The sequence below is a fragment of the Psychrobacter sp. CMS30 genome, from assembly GCF_904846565.1.
Classification (GTDB): domain Bacteria; phylum Pseudomonadota; class Gammaproteobacteria; order Pseudomonadales; family Moraxellaceae; genus Psychrobacter; species Psychrobacter maritimus.
Window position 1 is genome coordinate 1 of record NZ_CAJHBF010000009.1, and the last position, 19,208, is coordinate 19,208.

General features: G+C 44.2%; 19 protein-coding genes. 7 read left to right on the forward strand and 12 right to left on the reverse strand.

Annotated features, from left to right (window positions below):
- The 3 genes from JMX94_RS06215 to JMX94_RS06225 all read right to left on the reverse strand — a co-directional run.
- Nucleotides 1–489, reverse strand: a 489-nt coding sequence (locus JMX94_RS06215) for a DUF4401 domain-containing protein (protein ID WP_201564201.1), incomplete at its 3' end; no start/stop codon positions are given.
- On the reverse strand, nucleotides 479–1,636 hold the full coding sequence (locus tag JMX94_RS06220; RefSeq protein WP_201564203.1) for a DUF2157 domain-containing protein: 1,158 nt from the start codon (nucleotides 1,634–1,636) through the stop codon (nucleotides 479–481). The genes JMX94_RS06215 and JMX94_RS06220, both read right to left, overlap by 11 nt.
- 98 nt (nucleotides 1,637–1,734) lie before the next feature.
- Nucleotides 1,735–1,989, reverse strand: a complete 255-nt coding sequence (locus tag JMX94_RS06225; RefSeq protein WP_149490298.1) for a DUF2798 domain-containing protein — start codon at nucleotides 1,987–1,989, stop codon at nucleotides 1,735–1,737.
- A 282-nt stretch (nucleotides 1,990–2,271) separates the two neighbouring features.
- Here JMX94_RS06225 and JMX94_RS06230 point away from each other — a divergent pair, with 282 nt between their 5' ends.
- On the forward strand, nucleotides 2,272–2,955 hold the full coding sequence (locus JMX94_RS06230; RefSeq protein WP_201564205.1) for an aspartate/glutamate racemase family protein: 684 nt from the start codon (nucleotides 2,272–2,274) through the stop codon (nucleotides 2,953–2,955).
- Nucleotides 2,956–2,994: 39 nt separating this feature from the next.
- Here JMX94_RS06230 and JMX94_RS06235 read toward each other — a convergent pair whose 3' ends face one another.
- Nucleotides 2,995–4,575 (reverse strand): MATE family efflux transporter, encoded by a 1,581-nt coding sequence (locus JMX94_RS06235; RefSeq protein WP_201564207.1) that lies wholly within the window; start codon nucleotides 4,573–4,575, stop codon nucleotides 2,995–2,997.
- Nucleotides 4,576–4,837: 262 nt separating this feature from the next.
- Between JMX94_RS06235 and JMX94_RS06240 the strand changes: the two genes are divergently transcribed.
- Nucleotides 4,838–5,785, forward strand: coding sequence for an alpha/beta hydrolase (locus JMX94_RS06240; RefSeq protein WP_201564209.1), 948 nt, complete (start codon nucleotides 4,838–4,840; stop codon nucleotides 5,783–5,785).
- 69 nt (nucleotides 5,786–5,854) lie between these two features.
- Here JMX94_RS06240 and JMX94_RS06245 read toward each other — a convergent pair whose 3' ends face one another.
- The 5 genes from JMX94_RS06245 to JMX94_RS06265 form a co-directional block, all read right to left on the reverse strand.
- A complete protein-coding gene (locus JMX94_RS06245; RefSeq protein WP_201564211.1) occupies nucleotides 5,855–6,898 on the reverse strand; it encodes a nitronate monooxygenase family protein in 1,044 nt (347 codons plus the stop codon).
- Nucleotides 6,899–7,180: 282 nt separating this feature from the next.
- Nucleotides 7,181–7,558 (reverse strand): DsrE family protein, encoded by a 378-nt coding sequence (locus JMX94_RS06250; RefSeq protein WP_183619325.1) that lies wholly within the window; start codon nucleotides 7,556–7,558, stop codon nucleotides 7,181–7,183.
- 191 nt (nucleotides 7,559–7,749) lie between these two features.
- Nucleotides 7,750–8,292 carry an acyl-CoA thioesterase gene (locus tag JMX94_RS06255; RefSeq protein WP_201564213.1) on the reverse strand — a complete coding sequence of 181 codons (543 nt, stop codon included), beginning with the start codon at nucleotides 8,290–8,292 and terminating at the stop codon, nucleotides 7,750–7,752.
- Nucleotides 8,293–8,347: 55 nt separating this feature from the next.
- Nucleotides 8,348–9,481, reverse strand: a complete 1,134-nt coding sequence (locus JMX94_RS06260; protein ID WP_201564215.1) for a YheT family hydrolase — start codon at nucleotides 9,479–9,481, stop codon at nucleotides 8,348–8,350.
- A gap of 212 nt (nucleotides 9,482–9,693) precedes the next feature.
- The gene (locus JMX94_RS06265) at nucleotides 9,694–10,290 is read right to left on the reverse strand and encodes a YigZ family protein (protein ID WP_201564216.1); all 597 of its coding nucleotides are present in this window, start codon (nucleotides 10,288–10,290) and stop codon (nucleotides 9,694–9,696) included.
- Nucleotides 10,291–10,486: 196 nt separating this feature from the next.
- On the opposite strand from JMX94_RS06265, the gene JMX94_RS06270 reads away from it, so the two are divergent.
- Nucleotides 10,487–11,191 (forward strand): pseudouridine synthase, encoded by a 705-nt coding sequence (locus JMX94_RS06270; RefSeq protein ID WP_201564218.1) that lies wholly within the window; start codon nucleotides 10,487–10,489, stop codon nucleotides 11,189–11,191.
- 353 nt (nucleotides 11,192–11,544) lie between these two features.
- Complete coding sequence (locus JMX94_RS06275; RefSeq protein WP_201564220.1) at nucleotides 11,545–12,609, forward strand: disulfide isomerase DsbC N-terminal domain-containing protein; 1,065 nt, start codon at nucleotides 11,545–11,547, stop codon at nucleotides 12,607–12,609.
- Nucleotides 12,610–12,748: 139 nt separating this feature from the next.
- On the opposite strand, the gene JMX94_RS06280 is transcribed toward JMX94_RS06275, so the two are convergent.
- On the reverse strand, nucleotides 12,749–13,402 hold the full coding sequence (locus JMX94_RS06280) for a DUF2939 domain-containing protein (protein ID WP_201564222.1): 654 nt from the start codon (nucleotides 13,400–13,402) through the stop codon (nucleotides 12,749–12,751).
- Nucleotides 13,403–13,833: 431 nt separating this feature from the next.
- On the opposite strand from JMX94_RS06280, the gene dnaJ reads away from it, so the two are divergent.
- The 3 genes from dnaJ (at nucleotide 13,834) to JMX94_RS06295 (ending at nucleotide 17,028) form a co-directional block, all read left to right on the forward strand.
- Entirely contained in the window at nucleotides 13,834–14,964 is a 1,131-nt protein-coding gene (dnaJ, locus tag JMX94_RS06285; protein WP_201564224.1) for a molecular chaperone DnaJ, read from the forward strand.
- Between the two features lie 166 nt (nucleotides 14,965–15,130).
- Nucleotides 15,131–15,961, forward strand: a complete 831-nt coding sequence (gene dapB, locus JMX94_RS06290) for a 4-hydroxy-tetrahydrodipicolinate reductase (protein WP_201564226.1) — start codon at nucleotides 15,131–15,133, stop codon at nucleotides 15,959–15,961.
- Nucleotides 15,962–16,077: 116 nt separating this feature from the next.
- Complete coding sequence (locus JMX94_RS06295; protein ID WP_201564228.1) at nucleotides 16,078–17,028, forward strand: hypothetical protein; 951 nt, start codon at nucleotides 16,078–16,080, stop codon at nucleotides 17,026–17,028.
- 109 nt (nucleotides 17,029–17,137) lie between these two features.
- Here the strand turns inward: JMX94_RS06295 and JMX94_RS06300 are convergent, their stop codons facing one another.
- On the reverse strand, nucleotides 17,138–18,313 hold the full coding sequence (locus JMX94_RS06300) for a type III PLP-dependent enzyme (RefSeq protein ID WP_201564383.1): 1,176 nt from the start codon (nucleotides 18,311–18,313) through the stop codon (nucleotides 17,138–17,140).
- 198 nt (nucleotides 18,314–18,511) lie between these two features.
- Nucleotides 18,512–19,066, reverse strand: coding sequence for a peptide deformylase (gene def / locus JMX94_RS06305; protein WP_201564230.1), 555 nt, complete (start codon nucleotides 19,064–19,066; stop codon nucleotides 18,512–18,514).
- Between the last annotated feature and the right edge of the window lie 142 nt (nucleotides 19,067–19,208).

Consider the following 19,208-nt stretch of genomic DNA (forward strand, 5'->3'; position numbering starts at 1 on the left):
CAATAAACGATGGATAAAATTGGCTATTACAACAGTCATCAACAGTTGCACAAGGAGCAATAGCCCTATATTGAGTGGCTCTGTAATCTCACTCGCCAGTAAAGCATAGGCAATATAACCTTGACCTGCTAGCGTAATCGCAAAGGCTAAGCTATTCCAAAAAGGGCTATGGCGTATGCGCGCGTTATAAAATAAGAATCCACCAATAACGCTCAATATGCCGCCAATAATAAATACCGCTAGCGTACTATCCAGCAAACCGGTGTTATCTAATAATAAGGTCAAAAACCCTATAAAAAACAGACTAGCTAAAATACCACTCATACCAAAAAGTAAGCTGATAAACCACGGGCTGCGCGCTTCAGATTGAGCACTACTTAAAAGCTCATGGTTGACGTTTTGCGCATCGATGAGTCCCTGCTGTTGCAATAGCAAAAAGTCATGATTTTGTTCGTTATGGTTGATATTATTATTCATCTCATTGTTCATCGCTGTTCCCCTTGATTACAGTATGAGGAGCAGTGTCATCGTTCTTGATACGGGCAACTTTGCGTAGCCACATAACTGCCGACGAGCTCATGCCAATAAGTAGCAAGGCTAATATCAAAAACCCACCTGCGTCAAAACCATCCAACAGCCATTTACCGACCCAAAACATCACCACAGTAATGATAGAAAATGACAAATAAGTCAGCATCAGTAAATCAATACGGCGCTGATAAAATTGCCAAAACATAAAGCCGCACCAACCTAACCATACTATGATAGCGATAAGTGTTGCCCAGATATTGCCATTATCAAAGACCGTGACAATCGCCAGATACGTCATAAAAAACGTACTTAATAAACCGACGACATAAGTGCTCCAGTGCAAGCTGGATTTAGTTTGTGAGCTGTTTGTTTTAGAGTTATTTAGAGTATGCTTAACGTCATTAGTGGTTATATCAGTAGTGGACTTTTTAGGATTAATACGATTGAAGAACTTGCTAGCAATGTAAGGTTTTTTATTGTCGCAGCTAATAAGCCAACTATAAAAGGCAATAAAATTAAATAGTGCAAGGATGGCTACTTGAGAGACGTTTTGCAGGCGCTGGTTGATAAATTGCAGATTTGCGACATCCAAATAGAGTAGCAAGCAGGCATTGATTAAGCCTAACCACAGCAGCCAAAGCGCAGGGAAACGTGCAATCATAACCCAAGGCGTAATCAATAGCGCCCAGCCAAAAAACAGCTGCCAGGTATCAGCGCCCGTTTGATACACTTGCCCAAATAGCGCCAATAAGCTACCGGTAATAATGCTAGCAATGAGCAATAATAACTGCCGAATAAGCTGAAATCGTTGTCTAAGTTTCCTAAAAGACAGTGCTACGTAAAGCGCGATGGTAATCACCAGCGCCCCTTCAACCAAAGCAAATTTACCCATCTTGCCGATATTTTGCCAGTTATAGGCGATAAAGAACACAAGGGATAGTACCAGCGCCACCGCGCCAATAATCAGCAGCGCTTTATCAAAAAACATCAGCCAAGTGCGTTTGCTAGGATAGACTTCTAGGTGCGTTGCTGCCGCCTCGGTATTTTTAAGGGGAAGAAGACCTTGATCTAGTAACTGCTCGATAGTACGCCGTGCTTGGCTCATAGTCGCCTCTGATTAACAACAGTTTGTCGCTTATCTTAGCTGTTTTTACGCCGGCATAATGTACTAAAGTTTATAGCTTGCAAAATTTTATACAGAGTCTAATAAAATTCAATGCGGCTTAGCAGGTGCTCTTGGATTAAATAGGCACAGATATAAGCGCTCGGCCAAGCAACCATAAAGGCATACTTCCATGAATGAAACAGCGTGGTAAAGAAACCTTCGACAAATCCTACATTGATCAGCAGCAACGCCGTCGAGATAATCGTCGACATCATCAGCGCCATTAAAAAGGTGAAAATCAGCCGATAGTATTTGCGCCGCGTGCGTATTCTGACGGTCGGGAATTTTGCCATAACGTTCTGTTGTCCTGCATGATAAGAGCCACGCTTAAATAGTATTGTAAACGTGATGTGTTGCGATGAGAAAGGATGAAATGCCGCATTGCTAGTGCTTGTCAGCGACTATGATATCTCGTGATGGCGGTGAGGTAAAATGGTTATTATAAATAATAAGATTCGTTATATCTTAACGACGACTCTGCTGTTTTTAAAAAGAATAATATCCGAAAAATAGCAAACTAAAGAGGTTTGGTTTTGCTACGATAAATAAGATTAAAAAATAAATGGGACAATGAAATGGCAGCTAAAAAACAGCGAACGTTAGGTATCATCGGCGGGATGAGTTGGGAGAGCACTGAAAGCTATTATCGACTGATTAATGAGGGCATCAAGGCTAAGCTGGGTAACCTGCATTCAGCGGATTTGCTGATTCATAGCGTCGACTTTGCGCCGATTGGCGAGCTGCAAGCACAAGGCGCGTGGGATGAGATGGGCGCGATATTAGCCAAGAGTGGCAAACGTCTGCAAGCTGCTGGCGCGCAAGGCTTATTAATTGCCACTAACACCATGCATAAAGTCATCGATGACGTCCAAGCTGTGACCAATCTGCCGATTATTCATATTGCGGATGCCACAGCTAAAGCTATTCAAGCGCAAGGTTTGACTAAGATTGCGCTCTTGGGTACGCAGTTCACCATGACGCAAGACTTTTATAAGCAGCGCCTTATTGACGCTGGTTTGCAAGTTTTGATACCAGAAAATGATGCTCGGGCAGAGGTGCATCGGATTATCTATGATGAGCTGTGCCAAGGGCAGTATAGCCAAGTAATTAAAGACTTAGCGAATAAAGGTGCAGAAGGCGTCATTTTAGGTTGTACCGAAATTGGACTGCTTATTCAGCAAGCAGACAGCCCAATAGCCGTATTTGATACCACCGCTATTCATGCCGCGGCGGCGGTGGATTTTTTACTCAGTCATTGATTTTAAAACACTTGAGCTTAAACCAATTGAATTTACTATCTATAAACCACGCGATGAGCGTTTATGCTTTCTTCTCATACGGTGTTTTTGCAGGCGTTTTTGTAGTCGACGATGCAACCTTGTGATACGGCGTATAGGTGACAGTTTCCACACCGTGGTCGGTAAGATATCACGAAACGATGCACTGGTGCCGGTATGTGCGCGAAACTCCTCAGACCTTTGCGCGGCTTCCTCTGCGGCCAAGTGTTTGCCTTTGCGCCAGCCGCCGTACAGATATAGTCCTGCTCCCATCACAGCGGTCGCTACCATGCCTGCTGGAAATGACAGCCAAAGCGCATCGGTGCCGAGTAGGGGATAAAGCCCGAACGCAAAGCCAAGGCGCACCGGATACATCGAAATCACCATAACGATCAGCGGCCAAATCACATAGCCATTGGCACGCATGGTGCCGAACAGCACTTGCGCTATGCCAAAAAACACAAAGCCCCATGTCGCCATTAATTGGATATGTCGCCCAATTGGCACCGCTTCGCTGTCACTACCAAGGAAAAGCCCCAAAATAGTTTCATCAAAAATGCTCAGAACCCCAATCATAGCGCCCGTCAATATCACGTTAAAAATAAGCCCCCAACGGGTGATACCTGCAACCCTATGCCATTGATTGGCACCGATGTTCTGTGCAACCATCGCACTAGCAGCGGCACTTAGCGCCATTGCTGGCATCTGCACGTAGGTCCAAAGCTGCTGGGTCGCGCTATAAGCCGCCGTCGTTTGTACGCCTTCGCGGTTGATTAACGATAGCATCGTCAACGCTGCTGAGGAGATGACGATCATCTGTAGACCCATTGGCAAACCCTTTGAAAACATTGACTTTAGGATATCTCGGTCTGCACGCAAAAAGCGCAGCTCTGGCAACTTAAGTGTCAGCACAGAGCCACGCCAGTACAGGGTTACGACCATGCCAATAAGCGCTAGCGTGTTTGCGACGGCGGTTGCGAATGCCGAGCCAAATATGCCCCATTCGGGAAACGGACCTATACCCAAAATCAGTACCGGCGTCAAAATTAGATCAATAATCACCGATATAATGATAAACCAAAGTGGCGTTGTAGAATCGCCCGTCCCGCGCAGTGCCATCATTATCAGCGTAAAGGTCAGGGTGACGGGCATGGCAATGAAAATCATCCGCAGATAGGTCAGGGCAAGGTCTAGCGCACTTGGCGGCGTACCAAGCAAATCAAGAAGCAGGGGAGCAAATAGCCACCCGATTGCCGACACCAATATACTGATCGGAATAATGCTACCCAGCGCCGTTCCCATGGTTCTCTTGACGATGGCATCGTCACGACTGCCCATGGCCTGCCCAATCAAAATAGTAGAAGCCATACCGAAACCAAAAACGAAGGAGATCAGGATAAACATCAAGATATTGCCGTTCGCCGTCGCGGCCAACGCCTCTTCACCTAAAAACCGGCCCACCCAGACGGCATTAATCGAGCCGTTTAACGACTGGAGGGCTGATGATCCAAGTGTTGGCAAGGCAAACAGCAGCATCGTTTTGGCAATTGACCCTTCGGTGAGGTCGCGCTGTTTACCAGTGGAGGTATTTGTTTTACTCAATGTTGATCCTTTTGCGTTATTTAGGGCTGACTGAACGAAAATGCTTATCATAAACCAGAAAGCTTGTGCCTTCTTTACTAGAGCTGTATGAGAGCTGTAAACCCTCGGCAAACTCTATGATTATTTAACTGTCATTTTTTATATGATTGTCATACAGTTTATAGGGGATGATAATTGCTATGATTGCTTAAACTTAAAATAAGCTTGTGTTAGGATTATGCTTTTTTAATTCATTTTGCCAGCTATTAACAAGGATGTTTCGATGCTATTAAAACGCCTAGGCCTTGCCGCGCTTTTTAGTCTTTCAGTCGTCGGTTGTACCACCGCGCCCAATACCTTAGCGGTCAATACCACCCAAAAGATTATTCAATATGAGCGTAACAAGTCTGATTTAGAAATCAAATCGCTAACGTTAGCCTCTGGCGATAAGATGGTCTATGCAGAAAACGGCAACGTTACTGGCGAGCCTTTATTACTGATTCATGGTTTCGGCGGTAATAAAGACAACTTTACCCGTATCGCGCGTCAGTTAGAAGGCTATCATCTGATCATTCCTGATTTACTTGGTTTTGGTGAGTCGAGCAAACCGATGAGCGCCGATTATCGCTCGGAGGCCCAAGCCGTGCGCTTACACGAGCTGCTCCAAGCTAAAGGCCTAGCAGCCAATATTCATGTCGGTGGCAACTCGATGGGCGGCGCTATCAGTGTCGCTTATGCCGCGCTTTATCCTAAAGAGGTCAAAAGCTTATGGTTGGTCGATAGTGCAGGGTTTTGGTCAGCAGGTATTCACGAAGCACTTGCAGGCGCAACGTTAGAGAACAATCCGCTGCTGATTAATAGTAATGAAGACTTCTACAAGATGTACGATTTTGTCATGTATAAGCCGCCATATTTGCCCAAGTCAGTTAAAGCGGTATTTGCCCAAGAACGTATCGCTAATAAAGAACTGCACGCCAAAATCCTCGAGCAAATCGTCACCGATAATGTCGAAGAGCGTGCCAAAGTTATTGCACAATATAAGATTCCGACGTTGGTAGTATGGGGCGAAAAAGATCAGATCATCAAGCCCGAAACGGTCAAGCTGATAAAAGAAATCATCCCGCAATCAGAAGTCATTATGATGCCAGAAGTTGGTCATGTACCGATGGTCGAAGCACTTGATAAGACTGCGGATGACTATAAAGCATTTCGTGAAAAGCTTAATAAGTAATAATCTCGATTGAATAAGTTGGTTTAATTAAGGTAGGCTGGGTTAAAAACTCAGCCTACCTTAATTAAACTATAAATCTTTTACCAGTCGCTCTAGTAATTCAATCGTGCTCTCTTGCCTGACCAAAGCTACCCCTTGTCCTGCCCATAAAGATTGATGTTCTGCATCGAGGTTGTTTTTCGCATGAGCACGTAAGTCGTTGGTCATGGCATTTAATTGCGGGTAGGGCGGTAGCTCATGCGCGCTTTCAAACTGGCCAAAGTTACGCAGATAATCGTTTAACAACCCGCGTGCTTGCTTACCTGAGAATAGCCGCGTTAAACGTGTCTCGCTACTGCGCTTATCTTGACTGGCATCGAGTAGCGCTTGTTTATAAATATCATTGATGCCACATTTATCTGTGGTCAAAAATGCCGTGCCTATTTGCGCCAGCTCAGCACCTGCTGTTTGAATCGCCTTGATAGCTTGCCCCGTCATAATCCCGCCTGCTGCAATCAAAGGAATATCAGTACAAGCCCGCGTTTGACTAATCAGCGTCAATAATCCCATTGGATCGTTTGCGCTTTGTGGCAACCAGCCACCGCGATGGCCGCCAGCTTCTACGCCTTGTACACATACCGCATCGACGCCAATCTCCGCCCATACTTTTGCTTCCAATGGATGATTGGCAGTACCGATGACGCGCGTACCCAAATCTTTTAAACGCTTAACTTGCTCGGCGCTGATAATACCAAAGGTGAAGCTAGCGGCAGGAACCGGATTGTCATACAGCACTTGTAGTTGTTCTACAAAGCTTAGCGCAGGACGTTTAGGTAGCGCCATTTCGATATTTTGTTCTTGATAGTACTTAGTTAGCCAAGCAGGAATTGGACTGTCCAAGGTATTAGAATCATGCTCGGATAACACCATTAGATTAATCATAAAAGGGCGGTTGGTGAGCGATTTGAGAGTATTAATATGGTCATTTAAAACATCTGGCGCCGTCGTGCCACTTCCTAATGACCCTAGTCCACCAAAGTTACTGACTGTTGCTGCCAGCTCAGGCGTGGTGGCACCTGCCATCGGTGCTTGCACGATAGGGTAGGTTAAATCAAAGGCATTTAATAAGGTCATGACCGGCTTCCTTGTTATTTTATGAGGAGGTTTGCATGACTTACTTTAGCAAAGCTGAATGGAGTACGTGTTAGATAATGTGTATTTAGTTGCTGAATAGGAAGGGTGGGCTTTGACTATAAGACTGTTGCTAATGCTAATAATTAAAGATTAAAACAAGGTTTAAAGCTTAGAATTTAATGCAAAAAATAGGTCAGCTTTTTAATTATCAAAAGATAATTAAAAAGCTGACCCATTTTTATAAACTATTTGCTTAGCTTAAATGCTTAATTTAACTGCAATTTAGTTCAACTGCAAAGAACCTTTCGCATTCATCAGCAGCTCAACCACATCATCACCACTGATGACCGTAAAGCGTTTATCAATGGCAGATTCTTCTACGCCATTGTGTTTCATACAGGCGCCGCAGACCAATACTTGACCGCCTTTTTCAATAAAAGCTTCGAGCAATTCGCCCGCAGGTTCAAATGGCGCGCCAATATTGACATCATCTAAAGCGTTCGGTAATGCCAAATGTACCGCATCTACCATTAATATCACTGAGGCAGAGTGCCCTTTTTTCAGCGCGACACCTGCCATGGTAAAGGCTAAGGTGATTTTACTTGGGTTTGAGTCACTATTATCAAATAATGTTCCGACATAATCCGTATTATTAACCATGTTATTTTCCTTATTAGACTGTTTTTTAATTTAAAAGTATTCAGTTGAGTAGGGAACTCACTACTATCCTAACATTTACTATATGTATTTATATAATGTCTTGTTAGAAAATAGTAGCTATACAGTAGTTATAAGGTTACGTAGTTGTGAATATTTGCTTGTGACTTACCAATACCGTTGAATAATTGGCTTTAAGCTTGCGGCGGCCACGGGCGGTCGGCATCACTGACTATCCATTCTGCCACATAGCCGCTCGGCGGTAGCTGCCAATCCGCTTGGTCTAACGCTGCTAAGATACGCGAGGTCTCGATGACTTTGCCGCCTTCGGTGACGCCGGTACGCAGTAGGGCCGATGAGCAAGGTTTGCCCTTTACCCACATCGACTGCTCGATATATATCCAGCGCTCATCGAAACCGACGATATGAGTTTTCATCGTGACTTTATCAAAGGCGCGAATGCGTTTGCGATATTGGATGGTACTACCAGCGACGACCAAACCCCAACGCTGCTTAAGCAGTTGGCTACCAAGCCCGCTCCGTACTGCAAAGTCAGTACGCCCCAAATCATAAAGGGTCAGCACGCGTCCATTATTCATCTCTAAAAAATTATCAATGTCCGTCAAACGACAGCGAAAGGTAATCTCGCTGGTATCTTTAAACGTTAAGGTATTGCCTTTTTTTACTTGTAGCGCGGCATGGGCGATGGTGCTGGCATAACGGATAAATGGATACATAGCACAGTCTCAAAGGGTTAAAGTTTAAATAATAGAATTGCGGTTTGCCAGATTATCAATCGTTATTATAAGTCTTAGACGCTACACCAATATGCTTAAAATAAGCACTGACGGTTTCGGGTATCCAATTGATATCGAATTTTGAGGTTTTTGCTTTTTTACCATTGTTGCCCGCTTGCTTGGTTTTAGCATTATCATTAGTTGATTGGGCGTTAGTCGATTGGGCGTTTTTTGCCTGACTGTCTGAACGATAACGCAAATAACCGATATGACCACCGTGTTCGGTATCTAAAATAGTGACACTGTCCGAGACATCGTTTGGCGTGGCGGTAAAACCAATAAAGGGGTCATCTTTGGCGCTAATGAGTAGTAGCGGGCGCGTGACATCCCTTAGGTATGGCAAGGCAGAGGATGAGTGATAATAGTCATTTTTGGAGCGATAGCCATGACGCGGGGCGGTGAAAATATCGTCAAAATCACTGATGCGATTGGCCGCTTTGATAGAGTTAATCTCATCTTGGCTTAAATCATTAGCCAGTGCTTTTTTAATAATTGGATTGAGCAAATACGGTGTATAAATTCGGTGGCTCAAAAAGCTATGCATGGTAATCGCAGCGGACGACATATCGACCGGCGCAGAAATCACGACTGCGCCATCGCATAGCGCGTTATCGCCATATTCGCCCATATATTTTGCCAACGCATTGCCGCCAAGTGATACGCCTACCGCATAAATATGCGCGTAATTTTCGCGCAAGTTTTCTAACATATGATGCACCTCGCCCGTGTCGCCAGCGTTATAAAATACACGACCGTTAGCAGGAATGCCGCCACAACTGCGAAAGTGCGCCACAACAAAGTGCCAGCCTTGCGCATGCATCTGATAGGCTAACGCGCGCGCATAATGACTGTCGCTGCTGCCTTCCATGCCATGAAATAACACGATTAATGGTGTTTGCTCAAGTTTGCCGTTTTCTGAATCTTCTAAATATTGGACAGGATGGGCATCGTAAAAGTCATAAGCGATATCAGTTTCACACAATGAATCTTGCTTAATCACACGGCGGTAGCTTGGCGTCTTGGGCGCAAAAAACTTCGGCAAGATGCTTTGCAAATGCGGGTTGCTCAGCCAAAAGGGTGGTTTAAACGGCGCGGGCGCGAAAGGTTTGGTTGGTTTTGAAGTTGGCATAGGTCAGTCTTATATGAGTTGTTATAAAAAACAGTGACTTATCATACCGACTGCCAAGATTAAAACCAATGATTTTCAGTGAACGCATGGTTACTCAAAACAATGTTACTCAAAACAATGTTAATCAAAACAATATTATTCAAAACAATATTATTCAAAACAATGCTACTCAAAATAGTTCGTTAAAAACAGCTAATCAAAATATGCATTTCTTATGGTTTATCCAAGATACGCCCATCCATCGCCAGACGTTCTTTTAAGCTGTCGATATCTGCCTCAGCGAGCGTTACGGTTAATGTCACTTGCTTACTATAAGTCACATCATCGATACTGCCATTTAAGCTTTCTACTACATAACGGCACTGCGCTTCAGTGGCAAATTCTGCCAATATTTGTACTTGTGCCATTGGAACATACGGTAGCAAAACCATCTCATCGACGGCCGCTTGCGCAGAGCCAGCATAAGCGCGGGTGAGACCGCCTGCACCCAATTTGATACCACCAAAGTAACGCACCACGATGACAATGACGTTACCGATAGATTTATGCTGTAAGACATTTAATATCGGTCTTCCTGCCGTACCATTGGGCTCGCCATCGTCATCAAAGCCGGCACTGGTGGTATTATTAGGGTCACCGATGATATACGCCCAGCAGTGATGGCGGGCATCGGCATATTGCTGACGTAGTTGTTCCACGTGAAACATCGCCTGCTCACGCGAGGTCACAGGATAAGCATAAGTAATAAAGTCGGATTTTTTAATTTCCAAACGAGTAGTGACGGCATGTTTTAGCGTTTGATAGCTCATATTTCATCAGGCTTAGGTTGGATATGGTAAACTGGTCTGACTTTCACTGTGGTCCGTATTTGGCACAGTGTTCATTAATTTTTTATTATAGTACCATTTCTAACCAGTGAAGATAACGAGCAGGTCACGCTTGAATGCTAATGACGTTGGCTTCTGATTTAGGGTGGGTCACATAAAACGGATGGTAGTAAATAGTATGCGTCTAGATAAATTTCTGAGTAAAGCCACTGAGCTGTCGCGTAAAGAATCAAAAAAGATTCTGCACGCCGGTGAGGTGACGGTAAATGATACTGTGGTCAAAGACCCGGGGTTGCACGTCGATATAGTCAATGATGAAGTGATGTGGGCAGGCGAGCCATTGTCAGTTGCGGCTGGCAATCGTTATATCCTCCTGCATAAGCCTGAAGGCTTTGAATGTACCTTAAAGGTTAAAGAACATCCTATCGTCACTGAGCTGATTGCCGTACCAGAGCTTGGCAGCTTACGTATTGCGGGTCGACTCGATGTCGATACCACGGGTGCGTTGCTTATCAGTGATGATGGCAAATGGTTGCACCGTGTCACCAGCCCCAAACATGAGCATGCCAAAATTTATGAGCTGACCTTAGCTGAAGCGATGGACAGCGACGCTCAAGCCAATGCTGTTAAAGAAGTGGCTGAAGGTATCTTATTAGAAGGCGAGCACGAAGAAACCAAGCCTGCGATTCTTGAGTTCATCGATGAAACCCATGCGCGTTTAACCTTGGAGCAGGGTAAATATCACCAAGTAAAACGTATGATGGGTTACTTTGGCAACAGAGTCACCGAGCTGCATCGCGCCAGTATTGGTCATATCACTTTAGACGGTTTGGATAAAGGCGACAGTCGTTTCCTAACGCCAGAAGAAGTGGCTAAATTCTAAATTTAAGCTTTGTTAAATCATTAAAATGAATTATTAAAATATTTTTCTAAAAAGAGCAGCCACTGAAAAGTGCGCTGCTTTTTGCTGCTTATCGTTTGCCGTGGTTATTTCTGTCAGCTGTCTGTGTTGCCTATCTCTTAAAGCTCAGTAGCAGTTTTGCAAAATTGACAGCTTAAGGCTTTGCAAAATCATCCCATGTGCTACAGTCTGTTTATTATTTTTAATCTATGTTTTTACATAATATGGTTGTCTTTATTAATAAGGTGAATTTGAAAATCCTTATTATTAAATATAGCGGTTCTTCTTTTTAGATTACTACGCAACTATTATTAAAAACCAATAGGACTGTCTCTGTGAAATTACCTGTATTAAAATCTGCCAGCTTAATCAGCGCCATATTGCTGACGACCACCGCTTGTGCGCAGCCAAGCGCCACTGACGCTATCAAGAAAAATACCAGCCAAGCGCCTCAGACCGCCCAAGCGGCTGGCAGCATAACCAAGTCTGTCGATAGTCAATTACGCCAACTGCTGACTAAAGCTGGTATCAAAACGCAAATCAATTCTATCGTAGTATCTAAATTGCCCAATATGTATCAGGTGAATTTGGCAGGACAGCCGCCGCTACATATTACCGAAGATGGCAAATATGTCATTCAAGGCGAGCTGCAAAAGAACCCAAGTAAGCGCGTAGTGATCAAAACGCCAGCGCGTAGCAGCAGTGCACAAGTTGGTAAACCGGTTAGCGCCAGCGTCAAATCTGCCATCCTCGCCAATATGGATGCGCTGAAAAACATGGGTGCCAAAACACCGTTCTTTTATACCGCCGTACCGGGCGTCATTTGGGGCGCAACATTGGAAGGCGTACCTTTCTTGTTATCAGATGATGCGCAGTATATTACCGATGGCGAGATATCAGTGATTGAAAACGGTCAGTTTATTGGCCTCGATCAAGAGTTTGAAAAGCGTAAAAATCAATCGGTATTTGCGACCTTAGATGACAGCCAGCTGATTAATTATCCAGCGACCGGCCCTGAAAAAGCGGTCATTTATGTGGCCAATGATGTCAATTGCCCATACTGCCGCCGCTTGCATCAACAGCTGCCCATGCTCAATGCCAAAGGTGTGACGGTAAAAACCATCGGTTATCCGATATATGAGCAGTCGCCCAAGCAAATGCGCGCTATCTGGTGTCAGAGCAATGAAGACAGTCGTCGCAGCGCTTTTGATAAGGCAATGTTAAAGGGAGAGATGACCCCTGCACCAGCAAGTTGTAACGTCGATTATGTGACTCCTAATCGTGAAAAAGCGGCAGGGCTTGCGGTAATGGCAACGCCTGCTATTTATCGTGAAGATGGCGTGCTGTATCAAGCAAGCTTTGAGAACCCTGAGTTTTTAGAGTTTTTGGGCGTAGAGTAAATTATTAAGAATTCTGATTATTAAGAATTCTATTGCATGATAAATAAATATTAAAAAACTGCCCTATGAGCTATGTTCATAGGGCAGTTTTTCTTATTGCAATTAATAATTGGTTCTAGCCAACCTATTGTGGCAACAGCTATTGCGGCAAGACGATATCAACGATTTGCCAATTTATCAAACCATCTCGCTGCATCTCGATAGTAAGCGGATAACCTTTAACCTGACCGCTGATAGTAAAGCAATTAATACCGCAATAGCTCAGTGTTGGCTTATCGCTATCCGTACCTTGCGCTGCTTGTTGTTCCAGTTCCGCCGCTTGTTTTTGCATGATTTGCTGCATCTGGTTTTTGACGACTGCATTAACGTCGCCGCGATTGATGATTAAGTTTTGAATCAGGTTTTTTAAATCGACTTGATTACTGGCGATTGCCCATGCGGCGGCAAGCTCCTTGGTCGCGGTATTGGCCTGACCTTGGGTATTAATCAGTTTTTCGATATTTTGCGGGGTAATGGCGCCATCGACTGCTTGGGTGATAAAGCCATTGGCCGCTTCCGTTAATGGCGCGCCGCCAAGTTCCGCAACCAGTGGATATTTGGTCATGGTTAGCGCAAACTGGCTGGTCAGCTGATTTTGGATACTTGGACGTACCTGTTCATAATCAATCGCCGCCGCGATAGTCGCGCCATCTTTAGCATCATAGGCATTTTTCAGCTGATAGGCGCTGTAGTAAGGCGAGCCGCCATAGACAGCGACTGCAATGACAATCAATAAAACAATCAGCTTTTTCATAAAAATTGCTACCTTAGCGCAAACGGAATGACGGTAAATCTCAAAAATAGGATTTAAACCCCCATCAATATGGCGCTAAATATTAGCATGGCCAGCCTTTATAAAGGTATAAAAACCTTTGCTCAATTCTTAATAAAACCTTTTTTAGCAGGCTTAAAACCTCATAAGTCAGAATTTCAGCATCCAAGCGCTTGATAAATCATGTTGGCATCTCCATAAATAGCGCAAACTTTTAATAAATTGATTTGGCTAAGCAGCATCCCGCCGTATTCGCTTGCAAGATTCATAAATCATCCTCTTTGCCGCCACGTATTTCGCTATGTTTCATGTGAAACCTTTTAGTGCGAGTGTAGGTAGAATGATAAGTAGGGTGATTGACTCGGGTTGATGAATCGACCGACCGGTGGACTGTGAAGACGATAGGAGAGCCCATGAGTAAGCGCGATTTTTATGAAATATTAGGTGTCAGTAAGACTGCTGATAGCAAGGAAATTAAGCGAGCCTACCGCAAGCTGGCCATGAAATACCATCCAGACCGTAACTCTGAAGATCCTGATGCTGAAGATAAGTTCAAAGAAGCATCGATGGCTTATGAAGTACTGAGCAACGAAGAAAAACGCTCAGCTTATGACCGTATGGGTCATGCTGCGTTTGAAAACGGCATGGGCGGTGGTGGTTTCGGCGGCGGCGGTGGCAATTTCCAAGATATCTTTGGTGATATCTTTGGTAACTTTGGCGATATCTTTGGTCAGTCGCGTGGCGGCGGTGGACGTTCACGTCGCGGCTCAGACCTGCGTTATGTCATTGAGCTGACGCTAGAAGAAGCGGTACGTGGCTGCAAAAAAGAAATCAGCTTTACGGCTCCTGCGCCTTGTGATACTTGTGATGGTAAGGGCGCCAAAGATGCCTCTGATATTGTCACTTGTCAGACCTGTCATGGTCAAGGTCAAGTACGTATGCAGCAAGGCTTCTTTGCCGTACAGCAAGCGTGCCCACATTGTGGCGGCTCTGGTAAACAGATTAAAAATCCTTGCTCTGACTGTCATGGTAATGGCGTTAAGGACAAATCACGTACGCTTGAAGTGTCTATTCCAGCGGGCGTCGATGATGGTGACCGCGTCCGCCTAGCAGGTGAAGGCGAGGCAGGTGGCGCTGGTGTACAGAACGGCGATTTATACGTCGAAGTACGCGTGAAACCGCATGATGTCTTTACCCGTCAAGGCGCCGACCTCTATATGGATGTGCCTGTTAGTATCACCGATGCGGCACTCGGTAAAGAAGTTGAAATCCCAACCCTAGATGGCAAAGTGAAAATCAAGGTTGCCGAAGGTACGCAAAGTGGTAAATTGTTGCGTGTACGCGGTAAAGGCGTGACGCCAGTACGTACGACTATGAAAGGTGATTTGATTTGCCGTGTGGTTATCGAAACCCCAGTGAACCTAACGCGCGAGCAAAAAGACCTGTTGCGCCAGTTCCAAGATACACTTGATGGCGACAGCAAGCATCAGCAGTCACCACATAAAAAATCATTCTTTAAAAAGATTGGCGATTTATTTGATTGATAGCTAAGCTCGACTGTTGACGTAATTTTAAGGCCTATTGTTTCACGTGAAACAATAGGCCTTTTGGTTGATGCTATAAAAAACCATTTATACATTATATTTGTTAAACTTAACCTCATAAATTTAAAAACCAACCTATCAAAAATAAAATATCTAGGGTAGTTATATGAGTCAGCAAGAAAATAGACAAAGTATTAACGTCGGCGTTATTGGTGCTGGTGGTCGTATGGGGCGTATGCTTATCGAAGCCGTACAGGAAAACCCGCAAACAACACTAAACGCGGCGATTGAACGTCAAGGTTCAAGCCTTGTCGGTGCCGATGCTGGCGAAGTCGCAGCGATTGGTCGTCTAGATGTGCAGATTGTCGATGATTTAAAAGCCGTTATTAATGACATTGATGTGCTGATTGATTTTAGCTTGCCTGATGCGACCGAACAAAATATGCAAATCTGCGCGGCGAATAAGGTTGCGATGGTGATTGGCACCACAGGCTTTAATGAACAGCAAGAGCAGGTGCTGGCAGAAGCAAGTAAGCAAATCGCTATCGTCTATGCCGGTAATTATTCAACAGGCGTCAATCTGTCCTTAAAATTGCTCGGTATGGCGGCGAAAGCCTTTGGCAGTGATGCTGATGTAGAGGTCATCGAAGCCCATCATAAGCATAAAATCGATGCGCCATCGGGTACGGCTTATATGATGGCAGAAGCGGTCGCAGAGGCGCGCGGGCAAAACCTAAAGGACGTTGCCGTTTATGGCCGCGAAGGGCAGACCGGCGAGCGTAAAGCCGGTACGATTGGTATTCATGCGATACGTGGCGGTGAAATCATCGGCGATCATACCGTGATGTTTATTGCAGATGGTGAAGTGGTTGAAATTACCCACCGTGCGCGTGCACGTATGACCTTTGCCGCTGGTGCGGTACGTGCGGCAACTTGGGTTATTAAGCAGGAAGTTGGTCAATATAATATGCAAGATGTTTTAGGATTAAATGACTAGTTTCTAAATGTAGGTTTTAAACCAGAAAGATTTGAATTACTAAGTTTTTTTGCTTGTTGCTTAATGGCTACTTGATATGGCTTTTGATAGCGTTTAACTATTGCTAGAGGTCAGTTATGAATAAGTTTAGTGAAAATCTAATAGCGCGTTTTGGTTGCACAGTGGCTATACTTAACACTATTAAAAATATCAAAACGGCCAAAACCATAAATTATGCGCTCCCGATAGCATTTACCTTAAGTTTGACCGTAGTGCCAATAGTCGTACAAGCTGCTGTTTATCAAACCTATGTGATTCATACCTATGGCGGTGAGTCCTTATTACCAGCCGTTCGTCAGCAGTTAAATGCCAGTCGCGACGGCGGCACGGTGTCGACTTATCAAGATAAGTTAGTATTGCATACCACTGCGGCTAATTATCAAGCCGTACAACAATTACTAAGCCAGATCGATGGTCAACCACAAGCGTTGACCGTTGCAGTACGTGTCGGTAATAATAGTCAATCCCAAGGTAATATCCAGCAAGGTCAGGTCATTATTAGCAATCGCGGTATTCAGGGCACAGGAATGATTAACCAACGTAGCAGTCAGTACCAAGGTAATAATTTATATCAGGTACAAACGTTGTCTGGCAGTGCAGCAAGCATTAGCACAGGCACGCTGTACTCACTAAACCAAACCTATATCGCTAATAGTTATCCAAATTATCCAGCCTATCCGATTTATCATGGCCCGTCCGGACAGATTGTTATTCAGCAGCAAGTATTATTACCAACAACCCAAGGGATTGCCGTTACGCCAAGGCTATTGCCAAATGGGCAAGTAGAAGTAACATTATCCCAAGTTGAAGAACAGCTCGTGCGCGCTAATCCTTCTTATAATCGTTATAGTTATAATAATAACAGTAGCGTGCAAGGGCAAAGATTGCATAGCACCATCATCGTGCCACGCGGGCAATGGGTCAATATTGGACAAATCTCACAAAATAATCAAAGCCAAAGCTCAGGTTATGGCAGTAATCGAGTTATTAGCAGCAATAGTGTGCCTATCTCGCTCTTAGTGCAGTAGTTAGTATTTACTAACGCCACCTCACTGAACATATTAAAATAGACACAAAAAAGCGCGGCACTGTTTATCACAGTACCGCGCTTTTTTATTGACATTGATTGTTTAAAAACTAATCAATATAAATCACTTCTAACGGCGGGAAACCATTGAACTCAACCGACGAATACGAGTTGGTATACGCGCCCGTGGTTAACCAAAAGATTTTATCGCCAATCTCAAGCTCTTCTGGCAACTGATAACCGGCTTCTTCATACATGATATCGGTTGAGTCGCAAGTTGGACCGGCTAATACAACCGTGCCTTCGCTGGTTGACGTTTCCATTTTAGGCGTATAAACAGGGTATTTAATGGCTTCACCCAAAGTCTCGATTAAGCCTTGGAATAAGCCCACATCGGTATAGACCCAGCGCGTCAAATCCGTATCTGATTTACGTGAGATAAGTACCACATCACTGACCAATACACCCGAACCACCAACTAATGAGCGACCGGGTTCTAAAATAATATCAGGCATTTCATCTTCATTATAATCATCGGTCAGATAACGGGTAATCTCTTCCGCGTAGACTTTTACCGGATTGACTTCGCTGATATAGTTCGCTGGAAAGCCGCCACCTAAATTAATCATTTGCAGCTTAATGCCTTCTTCATTTTTCATCCAGTCAAACATATATTTGACCTTGGCAAGCGCATCATCCCAAGCAGCAACGTCTTTTTGCTGGCTGCCGACGTGGAACGAGATGCCATACGGCACTAAGCCTAAATCACGTGCTTGTATCAACAGGTCAATCGCCATATTTGGATGGCAACCAAATTTACGTGATAGCGGCCATTCAGCGGTTTCAGACCCTTGTACTAAGATGCGCACAAATATTCTTGAACCAGGCGCGTGCTTAGCGATATTTTTTAAATCCGCTTCTGAGTCGGTTGCATATAAATCAATACCTTTATCAAAAGCATACTTCACATGCTGCGCTTTTTTAATGGTATTGCCATAAGAGATACGTGATGGCTCAACGCCGCAATCGAGCACACGATCAAGCTCGTAGATTGACGCACAGTCAAAGTTTGAACCAAGCTCAGCAAGCAAGTTAATCACTTCAACCGCAGGGCTTGCCTTCATTGCATAATGAATTTTCGCTTTCGGGAAAAAACCGACCATTTCCGCATATTTGGTTTTAATACGGCTAAGGTCGACGACCAAAAACGGGGTTTCGCGACCTTCGGCAGCTTTGGTGAATTTCTGCCAGCCGGCAGGGTCAAAATATTGGTCAATTTTGATCATGGTCATGGTTGGAAACCTTTAATGAAGACACTAGATGTCAGAGAATAAAAACGTCAGAGAGTAAAAACCAATATCAACGTCATAAGCTTATTATCGTAAGTCTTGTTATTAATAACACTTAACGACCATCGTAATTTATTAACGATATTTCTTAATGATAATAAAATGACAGCAAACACGGCTTAAAAAATGAATAAATTAAGAGCTGGTCGTTTGCGGCTGTTTATCCGCGATTTGTTCACCCTGTTTTTCGCGTATTTTAAGCACTTTACGGACTTTATCACGCGCACGAGTTTGCTTAAGACGCGATAAATAATCGACGAAGATGACCCCATTTAAGTGGTCCATCTCATGTTGAATGCAAACGGCAAGTAAGCCTTCGACTTCTTCATCAATCTTATTGCCATTCTCATCTAAGGCTTCGATACGCACCTTATTAGGACGCTCAACCTTATCATAGACTTCAGGTACCGACAAACAACCCTCTTCGTATGGCTGCTTTTCTTCTACCAATGGCGTGACTTTAGGATTAATAAATACCCTTGGGCTGTCTTTATCTTCAGATAAATCCATCACGATAAGCTGAATATGGCGATCGACTTGGCTTGCTGCCAAACCAATACCTTGGGCATCATACATCGTCTCAATCATATCGGCGATTAAGGTTTTGATTTCAGCCGTGACTTCCTTGACAGGCTTGGCAATCTTGCGCAAGCGCGGGTCGGGATAACTTAAAATAGGGAGTAACGCCATAGGGCTCACCTCAATGATAAAGATAAAATAGGTCTGATATTATAAGATAAATGGGGACAAAAGTAATGCTTATCAATACACGACGCTTTATATCCTTGTTTGATAACATAAGCAAAACTTATGATTAATCGTTAAGACAGAA

Coding starts and splice junctions, on each gene's coding strand:
- dapB (WP_201564226.1), top strand. CDS start 15,131: ATGAGTCAGCAAGAAAATAGACAAAGTATTAACGTCGGCGTTATTGGT.
- JMX94_RS06225 (WP_149490298.1), bottom strand. CDS start 1,989: ATGGCAAAATTCCCGACCGTCAGAATACGCACGCGGCGCAAATACTAT.
- JMX94_RS06245 (WP_201564211.1), bottom strand. CDS start 6,898: ATGACCTTATTAAATGCCTTTGATTTAACCTACCCTATCGTGCAAGCA.
- JMX94_RS06220 (WP_201564203.1), bottom strand. CDS start 1,636: ATGAGCCAAGCACGGCGTACTATCGAGCAGTTACTAGATCAAGGTCTT.
- def (WP_201564230.1), bottom strand. CDS start 19,066: ATGGCGTTACTCCCTATTTTAAGTTATCCCGACCCGCGCTTGCGCAAG.
- JMX94_RS06295 (WP_201564228.1), top strand. CDS start 16,078: ATGAATAAGTTTAGTGAAAATCTAATAGCGCGTTTTGGTTGCACAGTG.
- JMX94_RS06250 (WP_183619325.1), bottom strand. CDS start 7,558: ATGGTTAATAATACGGATTATGTCGGAACATTATTTGATAATAGTGAC.
- JMX94_RS06260 (WP_201564215.1), bottom strand. CDS start 9,481: ATGCCAACTTCAAAACCAACCAAACCTTTCGCGCCCGCGCCGTTTAAA.
- JMX94_RS06230 (WP_201564205.1), top strand. CDS start 2,272: ATGGCAGCTAAAAAACAGCGAACGTTAGGTATCATCGGCGGGATGAGT.
- JMX94_RS06255 (WP_201564213.1), bottom strand. CDS start 8,292: ATGTATCCATTTATCCGTTATGCCAGCACCATCGCCCATGCCGCGCTA.
- JMX94_RS06265 (WP_201564216.1), bottom strand. CDS start 10,290: ATGAGCTATCAAACGCTAAAACATGCCGTCACTACTCGTTTGGAAATT.
- dnaJ (WP_201564224.1), top strand. CDS start 13,834: ATGAGTAAGCGCGATTTTTATGAAATATTAGGTGTCAGTAAGACTGCT.
- JMX94_RS06240 (WP_201564209.1), top strand. CDS start 4,838: ATGCTATTAAAACGCCTAGGCCTTGCCGCGCTTTTTAGTCTTTCAGTC.
- JMX94_RS06270 (WP_201564218.1), top strand. CDS start 10,487: ATGCGTCTAGATAAATTTCTGAGTAAAGCCACTGAGCTGTCGCGTAAA.
- JMX94_RS06280 (WP_201564222.1), bottom strand. CDS start 13,402: ATGAAAAAGCTGATTGTTTTATTGATTGTCATTGCAGTCGCTGTCTAT.
- JMX94_RS06300 (WP_201564383.1), bottom strand. CDS start 18,313: ATGATCAAAATTGACCAATATTTTGACCCTGCCGGCTGGCAGAAATTC.